8 protein-coding genes and 1 pseudogene are annotated in these 9,937 nt (G+C 35.4%); 1 reads left to right on the forward strand and 8 read right to left on the reverse strand.

Annotated features, from left to right (window positions below; genetic code table 11):
* Window positions 1-10: 10 nt before the first annotated feature.
* The 6 genes from gldI to B0A64_RS12320 form a co-directional block, all read right to left on the reverse strand.
* The gene (gene gldI / locus B0A64_RS12295; protein WP_089479815.1) at window positions 11-652 is read right to left on the reverse strand and encodes a gliding motility-associated peptidyl-prolyl isomerase GldI; all 642 of its coding nucleotides are present in this window, start codon (window positions 650-652) and stop codon (window positions 11-13) included.
* A gap of 6 nt (window positions 653-658) precedes the next feature.
* Window positions 659-1,663: a DHH family phosphoesterase gene (locus B0A64_RS12300; protein WP_089479816.1), complete on the reverse strand. Its 1,005-nt coding sequence runs from the start codon at window positions 1,661-1,663 to the stop codon at window positions 659-661.
* A gap of 131 nt (window positions 1,664-1,794) precedes the next feature.
* Complete coding sequence (locus B0A64_RS12305) at window positions 1,795-3,024, reverse strand: voltage-gated chloride channel family protein (RefSeq protein WP_089479817.1); 1,230 nt, start codon at window positions 3,022-3,024, stop codon at window positions 1,795-1,797.
* A 223-nt stretch (window positions 3,025-3,247) separates the two neighbouring features.
* Entirely contained in the window at window positions 3,248-3,631 is a 384-nt protein-coding gene (locus B0A64_RS12310; protein ID WP_089479818.1) for a RidA family protein, read from the reverse strand.
* Window positions 3,632-3,966: 335 nt separating this feature from the next.
* Entirely contained in the window at window positions 3,967-4,272 is a 306-nt protein-coding gene (locus B0A64_RS12315) for a chaperone modulator CbpM (RefSeq protein ID WP_089479819.1), read from the reverse strand.
* On the reverse strand, window positions 4,265-5,185 hold the full coding sequence (locus tag B0A64_RS12320) for a DnaJ C-terminal domain-containing protein (protein ID WP_089479820.1): 921 nt from the start codon (window positions 5,183-5,185) through the stop codon (window positions 4,265-4,267). The genes B0A64_RS12315 and B0A64_RS12320 overlap by 8 nt, the downstream gene beginning before the upstream one ends.
* A 326-nt stretch (window positions 5,186-5,511) precedes the next feature.
* On the opposite strand from B0A64_RS12320, the gene B0A64_RS12325 reads away from it, so the two are divergent.
* Window positions 5,512-6,228 carry a hypothetical protein gene (locus B0A64_RS12325; RefSeq protein WP_089479821.1) on the forward strand — a complete coding sequence of 239 codons (717 nt, stop codon included), beginning with the start codon at window positions 5,512-5,514 and terminating at the stop codon, window positions 6,226-6,228.
* A 224-nt stretch (window positions 6,229-6,452) separates the two neighbouring features.
* On the opposite strand, the gene B0A64_RS12330 is transcribed toward B0A64_RS12325, so the two are convergent.
* Window positions 6,453-7,706, reverse strand: coding sequence for an MFS transporter (locus B0A64_RS12330; RefSeq protein ID WP_089479822.1), 1,254 nt, complete (start codon window positions 7,704-7,706; stop codon window positions 6,453-6,455).
* 137 nt (window positions 7,707-7,843) lie between these two features.
* A pseudogene (locus tag B0A64_RS12335) lies at window positions 7,844-9,581 on the reverse strand (thiamine pyrophosphate-dependent enzyme).
* Window positions 9,582-9,937 lie beyond the last annotated feature (356 nt).

A 9,937-nucleotide genomic window follows, 5' to 3' on the forward strand; every position in this document is an offset into this window, starting at 1 on the left:
AATGTTGTTTTTATGGGTTTATTGTATCTTTTTTAGTTTGAGTTACAGCTTTTGGTGCTGTAGTTTTTTGTGTTTGTCCCGCTACAACTGCAGTTTTGGCCGTTGCATCCGGCACAAAGTTGCGAAGTGTTACCGTACAAATCAAGGATTGATTAGGTCCTATTTTTTTATTGTCTCCATGATATCCATAGGCAATATGTGATGGAAATAAAAAAGTTACGGTTTCATTTTTATGCATCATTTTAATGGCATCGCGTAAACCCATCATGATATCCTGTTTGTCTACATAATAAGTTTGCGGTCCAAGATCAGCTTCAGAGTAAATAATTTTACCATTTATATCTTTTACTTCCAGGTTAAAATAAGCAATATCTCCTTTTTTAGGTGTCGAAGGATCTGTTGTATTTTGTTCATCATAATACAACCAATATCCTTTTCTTGTAGCGTAATATTTTATTTTAGGATTGCTTTTGATTATTTTTTTAATAACATCCTCTTCGTTGGCCACCAGTTTTTTATTTCGATCAACTGATTTTTTCATAAAAGAACCCGAAGCCTGAGAAATCGGTCTTCTCGCATCTTCGTGTTGTTTACAGCTTACAAATAAAACAGCAAAAAGTAGGGAATAAATGCTTAGTTTTAAGTAGTTCATTTTAGGTTATATTTTTAGTTTGGTTACTAAATTTTCAAATTTCGTTAGTGTTTCTTCCATCGAAACTTCAGATCTTCCGCCAGCTGCATTGCTATGTCCGCCACCATTAAAGTGATCTCTGGCAAATTGGTTTACGTCAAATCCTCCTTGCGAACGGAAAGATATCTTGATAATTTTCTCGTCTTTATTTTCGATAAAAATAGCAGTAAAAACAATACCTTTTATACTTAACCCGTAATTAACAATTCCTTCAGTATCACCTTTTACGTAATCAAACGAATCCAGTTCAGTTTGTGTAAGCGAAGTATACGATGTTTTATGGGCTTCAAGGACCTTCATATTCTGCAAAGCGCGTCCCAATAATTGCAAACGGCTGTAAGAACTATTATCAAATAATAAAATTGGGATTTGTGTATTTTCGACTCCCAGATCAATTAGCTCAGCAATGATTCGGTGTGTATTTCCTGTTGTGCCCGGAAAGCGAAACGAGCCGGAATCTGTTAGTATTCCTGTATAGATGCAAGTAGCAATCGTTTTATCCAGATCTTCTTTTTTTCCTAAAAAAGAAATAAAGTTATAGACCATTTCGCATGTAGATCCAAACGAAGTATCAGAGTACGTATAAGCAGCATAATCATCCGGTTTTTGATGGTGATCGATCATGATAAATGGAGCCGTTAGCCTGGCTAGTGTATGTTCCATTTCGCCCGTACGGTGAAAAGCATTAAAGTCGAGTGTAAAAATCAGCTCAGCTTCTTCTAATATTTTGGTACAGTTTTCAGTATCTTTTTCAAAGATTTTTACCGTTTTAGAACCTGGTAACCAAGCTAGAAAATCAGGGAAATCGTTTGGAGCAATCACTGTTGCATCGTGATTGTTTTTTAATAAAAAATGGTATAAACCTAATGTTGAACCCATAGCATCACCATCAGGACCTCTATGCGGAATTATGGCGATTTTCTTTGGGGTTGCGAGTAACAATTGTATCGCTTGAATATCTTGTATTTTCATAGTGTGCGAATTTACATTTTTTTAATGTAATGTTGAAATCATTTTACAGATTAACACACTTTTATTAGTTGTCAGTATTCGGTCGCAGTTTTCAGTACAGACTGTGCCTGAAAACTGTGACTGTGACTAATTTAAAGCCACTTTTGATATAACTTATATTTTGCTCCTTTTACAATTTGCGATTTGTAAATTCCTAAAGGACCTGATGAGAAGTAAGCAATTGTGCAGGCGATTGCGATAAAAATACCGGATTGAATTCCAAAAAGTTCCATACCCATAATAGTACAGGCAATAGGGGTGTGGGTAGCACCCGAAAATACCGCTACAAATCCTAAACCTGCCAGAAAGGCAATTGGCAACGGAATTATTAGAGACAATGCACTTCCTAAAGTTGCACCAACAAAAAATAACGGAGTTACTTCGCCGCCTTTAAAACCTGCTCCTAAGGTAAAACCGGTAAACAAAATTTTAATCAAAAAATCATACCAGGCGTTTGCATTCGAAAAGGAATCTACAATTACAGGAACACCTAATCCGGAGAACTTTGTTAAGCCAAATCCTGCAAGTGCAATCGCCAGAACGATTCCGCCCAAAAAAGGACGTAAAGGAGGGTATTTAATTTTTGAAAAAACGGAACCCCAGAAATGTGTACTTCTCGAAAATAGTAAAGCAGCAAAACCGGATAGAATTCCGATTACAAAAACATAAAATAAGGTTCGAATACTAATTTCTGGAACAACAGGAATACTGTAAGGTGTGTGTTTTACCTGCCAGAATTCTACCGTAAAATAAGCAACATAGGCGACCAAAAAAGAAAGAAGGACACTTTTGAGATTAATTTTGCTAAAATATAAAACTTCCAGAGCAAAAATAGCACCTGCGAGCGGAGTTCCAAAAACCGATGCAAAACCTGCACTGATTCCCAGGATAATTAAAATTTTACGTTCACTATTATCTAAGTTAAAGAGCTTTGTAAATTGATCTGCAATTGCGCCGCCCATTTGTACAGCTGTACCTTCGCGACCGGCAGAACCGCCAAATAAATGGGTAAGTAAGGTTCCTAAAAGAACTAAAGGGGCCATTTTAAGCGGAATGACTTTACTTGGGTTTTCGTATTCTTCGAGTAATAAATTATTGCCTTTCACGACCGATTCTCCCCAATAATAGTAACTCAATCCTACTAATAAACCTCCAAAAGGCAAAAGCCAGATGATCCAGTCGTGCTGAATTCTGTATTTTGTAACAAATTCCAGAGCAACCAGGAAAAATGCAGACGCAGATCCGGACAAAATACCAATCAAAACGCAAATGAAAATCCATTTGAGTATTGTAAAAAGTATTTGTTTTGGGTTTTGAGTCATTAAAAAAAAGGTTGCCACAAATTTCACGAATTTACACGAATTTTAAACCATTATTCGGATTAAAAAATCTTCATCAAAAATAATCTTTTTTAATCCTTTTAATCTGTGGCAAAAAAATCAGCAAAAATCCGTGAATCCCGATCGCTATCGGGAGTGGCTAAAAAAAAATAATTCGAGAAAATTCGTGTAATTAGTGGCAAAAAATATTTGGGGCTATAAAATATTACTGCACTACAGCCGTAAATTCAATTTCGACCAAATATTCAGGAGCAACAAGTTTACTGATTTCATAAAAACCCGTTGTAGGCTTTACATCTTTAAAAAAAGCAGAATGTGCTCTTGCAACTTCTTCAAAAGAAGTAATGTCAGTCGTAAAAATACGGGTTCTGATCACATCTTTCATTCCAACATTCAGATCTTCCAAAACTTTTTCGACACGTTCCAGAATGTTGTTGGTTTGGGCATAAGCGTCATCAGCTTTTACTTTTTCGCCATCAACAATTGCTACAGTTCCTGAAACTTCGATGATATTGCCAATTCGTACGGCACGACAATATCCCATTTTGTCTTCCCAAGGAGATCCTGTTAAGATGTTTTCTCTTTTCATTACTTTATATTTTATTGAATTTGGTTCTTCAGTTTAAAATCAAATTCGGGTTCGTTAATTTCGTTGCAATTTATAAAATATGCAAATGAAAACGAATAGAATTTGATTGAAATCATTTGGCTAAATTTTCTTTTTTGTGATATTTTTAGGAGTAGATTTTTTTTTTGCCACTCCCGATAGCTATCGGGATTCACGGATTAAAATGATTAATGCTGTAGATGTTTTTTTACTATGAATTTTACAAATTAAGCAATTAAAATTAGTGCGAATTAGTGTAATTCGTGGCAACAATTAAATAATCATTAAAATCACTTTAATCTGTGGCAAAAAAAACTTTATTCAATTTGATGGTGTTCATAAAGTCTGAGTTTATTCTGAGTTGTCGTAAGATTTTGTTGCAAGACTTCGATTTTGTCTAATAGGTTTGCAATGACATCGATACCTTCCATATTAATTTTTAGATCATAATGCAGGCGTATCATTTTTTCGACCGTTGGCAATTGTTCGGGTTGCAAAAATTCATCTTCTTCGAGGATAATAATTTCTACCAAACCATAATTGTGCAACTCTGTTATAAAAGTATTTTCAATTTCGTGATACAAACAAAACTGTTTTATTTGAATTAAGTTTTTGCTATTCATGATTTCTTAATTTAGCTAATTCTTCGAATAATTCTTTTTCTTTTGCAGATAATTTTGTCGGAACTTTTAAAGTGTAGGCAATGTACAAATCACCAAACTGATTGTCTTTTTTATAAACAGGGAAGCCTTTGCCTTTTAGTTTTACTTTTGTTCCGGGTTGTGTTTCGGCAGGTACTTTTATCTTTACTTTTCCGTCAAAAGTATTCACATAAATTTCTCCTCCCAAGATTGCGGTATATAAATCAAGATCAACATTGGCATATAGATTATTGCCTTCACGTTTAAAATCGGAGTTGTTATCGATTAAAAAAGTAATATACAAATCACCATTTGGACCACCGTTTGCTCCTGGTGCACCATGATTTGGGATTTTTATAATCTGTCCGTTTTCGACTCCTGCTGGAATTGTAATTCGAATATTTTTCCCGTTTACAGTCAGATTTTGCTTGTGAGTAGTGTAGGCTGAGGCGAGATCAAGTTGCAACTCGGCATTAAAATCCTGTCCTCTGTATTTAGCCTGACTTCTGGAGCTTCTTCCTGCGGAGCCGTACATAGAATTAAAGAAATCAGAGAAATCACTTCCTGCAAAATCCCCTCCGTTAAAATCAGAATACCCTTGATTGTTTTGTTGTTGTCTCTGGTTTTGTTGCTGGTTAGGATCATAACCAGCTTTTTCGAACTCATCTGCATGTTTCCAGTCTTTTCCGTATTTATCGTATTTTTTGCGATTATCAGGATTGCTTAAAACTTCATTGGCTTCATTGATTTCCTTGAATTTTTTCTCCGATTCTTTATCATTCGGATTCAGGTCAGGATGATACTTTCGCGCTAATTTTCGATATGCTTTTTTGATTTCAGCTTCTGTGGCTGATTTTGTAATTTCTAATACTTTATAATAGTCAATGTAGTCCATTTGCTTGTATTTTTAATAAAGGTAAATTAAAATACTGAAGTTAGGAATAAGTTGCTAATTATCAAAATGGTGTATCTTTTTTAAACAAAAAAATAACGTATGATTTAGATTGTCGTAGAATTTGATCCCAAAGCTTCGGGATTGTTTTTGGAATTTATTTTTGATGAAATGATTATAATTGGCAGGTTTTTTGATTCCAAAAATTAGCCTAATATATTGTTATAATAGTCTTAAAGTTGTAGCGCCTAACTAAATTATGCTATTTTTGTGATGCTATACTCTGATTTTATAAAAATTATAAAAGCCGATTCGTTAATACTTTTTCAATGAAGCACATTTTATTTTTCATATTACTTTTTACAGCTGTAACTGCATCAGCTCAAACTGAATTTGGTACTAAATTCAAGAGTATTCCAGCACCAAAGTTTGGCGCAAAACCCAAAAAGACGCCACTTCCTGAAGTAAAAGACCCACAGGCTGATAATATGGATATGCCAAGTATAAAAACACCAAATGTTTTTGACAATACGAGTATCACACCAAAATCACAGCTGCAAATAGGGGTCGAAAAAAGCAAATTTACCATGTCTACCGAGACTGATTTTGCGAATCCCGGTGATCGTTATGTGCCTAAAATGGAGAAAGATCTGGACAAAGCCCTAAAAGATGCCGGACTAAAAGAAGGTCGCGGTCCTCTGGTAAAACATAATATTTCGTTAGGTGACTTTAGAACAAAATCTAAATATTTTATTGTAAAATTTCGCGATTTTGGTGCAATCGATGGCGATTTGGTAAAAGTATCTTCCAATGATAAAGTGATACGCGATCAATTGCTTTTGGAAGCTAATTTTAAAGATGTAAAAATTGACCTTGCAAATGGCTTTAATAAATTAGATTTTGAAGCCTTAAATATTGGTACTTTGGGAGGTAATACTGCCGAAATTCAGGTTTACGATGATAAAGGGCAATTAGTTACCAATGATTATTGGGATAATCTTGCAGCAGGATTCAAAGCTTCTATTATTGTTACTAAAGAAGAATAGAGGTAACTTCGAATATTGTTTTACTTAATCTACTCCGGATTGTAAAAAAAAAATATTTAACATATAGAAACATAGGTTTTATGTGTAAAAAGGAGATGGAAAAAAATACGTTTCTTAACATAGCTATGTGTTTTATTAATAAGTGAAACACCTTTTTTGTGCCATCAAAAGCTATGTTTCTATGTGTTGGAAAATTACATACTGGATTTTAAAGTATGTTAGGGTTAGTTTTCCAAATTACTTACTTTTTCCTGACCTGTTTCTTTGAGCATTAAACTTATCAGAATAGCAATCGAAATTCCGATAATCCAAAATAAACCCGCTTGCTGAAAATGCAGTGCTTTATCAGTAGTATCTTGAAGCGTTTTTCCAAATAAATTACTAAATAAAGGACTTAAAAGCGTTGTTACTCCAAAAGTTATAAAATTAATTGCTCCGGTTGCGCTTCCTTTTACATTATCCGGATTTGCTTCTTTTATTATTGAATATGGAATCATAGCTGCTCCGGAAGCTACACCTAATAAAAACATGCTAAATTTAGTAGGCAGGAGATCCGGAAAGTACAACAATTGAATTAAGGCTACAATCATCAACGCTGCACCTAATATAAGAACAGGTTTTCGTTTTTTTATTTTGTCTGTAAAATATCCTAAAAGCGGACATCCAAATACCCAGCCAAAAGCGACCATTGCACTCGAAATGGTTGCGGTATGAAAATCGAAAGCACGATCTTTCTGGAAAAAGTCAACCGCCCATGTCATAGCAAATATAGTTGTTGGGGCAAATAATAATCCCGAAACAATACCACACAACCATGATTGCGGGTTGCTAAAAACGATTTTATAAGGATTGAGCAAACTTTGTTTCTTTTCGATACTTTCGGCTTTTTTACCAACGATGTTTGCCGGAGTTATAAACCAAAGCCCAAAAGCAACGATTATAGTAAAAATTCCAATAAACAACCAAAAGGTATTGATATCCATTCCTTTTTCGATTAATGGACCTACAATAAATTGTCCGGCAGAACCGCCAAGCATTCCAAGACATTGTGTGAATCCTATTGCTGTTGCCAATGATTTTGCCGAAAATCCTTTACTGGCAAGATATACGCAACCCGGAAACGCAAAGGCACATCCGGCACCTTGAAACAGCCTGCCAAAAACTCCGCTAAACTGACTGGAAACCATAAAGAATAAACAGCCAATTCCTAAAATGAGGGCTCCGGTAAAGAGTGAGTATTTTGCACCAAACCGATCCAGGGCAATTCCCGCAATTAAACTACAGGTTGAGTAGGTATAATAATACATGCCCACAATCTCTACCAGTCTGATTTCGTTTACAGAAAAACTTTGTGAAAGTTCCGGAAACATTACTGCCGGAGCAGAACGTATAACATAATCCAAAAAATAGAAAATCAAACCAAATACCCATGCGATCACATAGTATTTGGTATACGATTTATTACTGTTTATATCCATAAGGTTGTTGTTTAATTGAGCTTAAATTACAGTAACACCAATTACACGAATTAGCACAAATTTTTAAGGAGTATTTTAGTTTGCGAAATTAATTTCACGAAAGAATTTGTGCAAATTCGTGCAATTCGTGTTTGTTTTTAGATACCTTCCTTTAGATGTTTGTAATTAGATTTGACAGTGTCTAAAACCTCTTCCATTTTTCCGCCAAGCATTAATCTGGTCATTGATTTTGCCATACCCAGCACTTGTTCCCATTCTACTTTTGGGGGCATTGCAAGAGCATTTGGGTTCGTAAATACATTGAGTAAAACGGGACCATTATGGCGGAATGCATTTTCAATTGCTCCTTCAACTTCTTCAGGTTTATGAACGTTTACGCCCTGAAAACCCATTGCCTGTGCGATTAAACCAAAGTCTGGATTTACCATATCTGTTTCGTTATCCGGCAAACCATTCACTTCCATTTCCAGTTTTACCATCCCCAAAGCACGATTATTAAAAACAATAATTTTGATAGGAATATTGTATTGATTAATAGTCGCCAAATCGCCTAAAAGCATCGACAGACCACCATCGCCACACAGGGCAATAACCTGACGTTCAGGATGTGCCAGAGCCGCTCCAATAGCCATTGGCATTGCATTTGCCATAGATCCGTGATTAAAAGAACCCAGCATTTTTCGTTCGCCTGTTCCCTTGATAAAACGTGCTCCCCAAACACAGGTCATTCCCGTATCTACCGTAAAAATGGCGTCTTTATTGGCCAATTTATCGATGATATGTGCCAGATATTCAGGCTGTATAGTGTCTTCGCTGCCGTTATCCTTGATATAGATGTTCATGTTTTCTTTTACACTGGCATAAAATTTAAGTTGTGCCTGTAAAAAAACTATCATCTGTTTTTGTTTCTAGCAGCGGTAGTAGAGCTTCTATCGTGTTGGCAACATCACCGCATAAGCCCATATAGAGATTGGCTCTTCGGCCTAAACGTTCTGTACTGGTATCGATCTGAATGATTTTATTAGCTGTAGGCATAAATTTATCATACGGAAAATCAGTTCCCAACAATAAAACCAGATGTGATTCGTGCATACTATGATAAGCAGAAGGTTGTCCAAGCAAACCCGTCATCCCTATTTCGTTAGGATTATTGGGTTGTATACTCATTTTTCCTCTAAACGAGTATCCTACGGGAGCTTTGATATGTTGGGATAATTGTACCACCTGATCGTGTGCTTTTTCGGCGCCAATTCCGCAGAATAAAGTGATTTTGGTACTCTCATTGATAGCTTTCGCTAAATGTTGTAATTCAGTATCAGAAGGTCTGATAACCGGATTGCAATGAAAATATTGGGTCGAGATATTGCTTTCAACCGCTTTCAATTCAGATACATCACCGGGTAAACCAATTACCGCAACACCTTTTTTGCCTAAAGCATGTTGTATCGCCGTTTGTATAATTCGGGGAGCTTGCTCAGCAGTCATAATCATCTGATTATAACAACTGCAATCATCAAAAAGTTTGATGGTGTTGGTTTCCTGAAAATAATCCATTCCCATTTCGCCTGTATTTATGGTAGAAGCAATTGCTAATAAAGGCACATGTGACTTATGCGCATCATATAATCCGTTGATTAAATGTACGTGTCCCGGTCCGCAACTTCCGGCACAAACGGCAAAACCGTCCAATTCAGCTTCTGCCGCTGCCGCATAAGCACCAACTTCTTCATGGCGAACATGAATCCATTTTATTTTTCCGTTTCTGCGTATCGCATCATTAAAATGATTTAAACTATCACCGGTAACCGCATAAACGCGTTTTACTCCAGCCTCTACCAACATATCAACTAATTGTTCTGCAACTATTTTACTCATGGATTATATTTTTAAAATTAATAATTTCGATCGTATAAACATTGGTTATGGTTTACTTTCTAGTGATTACATTTTAAGATACACTTGGTAATGATGTAAAAAAGGTTTTTGGTATGGTTTTATAAATTTAGTAAAATCTAAGGGACTGAGGTGCTAAGTGGCTAAGTTTTTTTTTTGGAGGTACAAAGTGGCTAAGGTTCTAAGTGGCTAAGTTTTTTTGAAGGTAGGAAGCAAGAAAGGTTCAAAGGGACAAAGTTTTTTACACTTCGTTTACCTTTGAACCTTTTATAATGAAGAAATTAAGTTGGTAGATTTTTCTTATGATTTTTATATCTTAAAAAAAAACTTAGCCACTT

It is taken from the genome of Flavobacterium araucananum, assembly GCF_002222055.1.
In the GTDB taxonomy this organism is placed as follows: Bacteria; Bacteroidota; Bacteroidia; order Flavobacteriales; family Flavobacteriaceae; genus Flavobacterium; species Flavobacterium araucananum.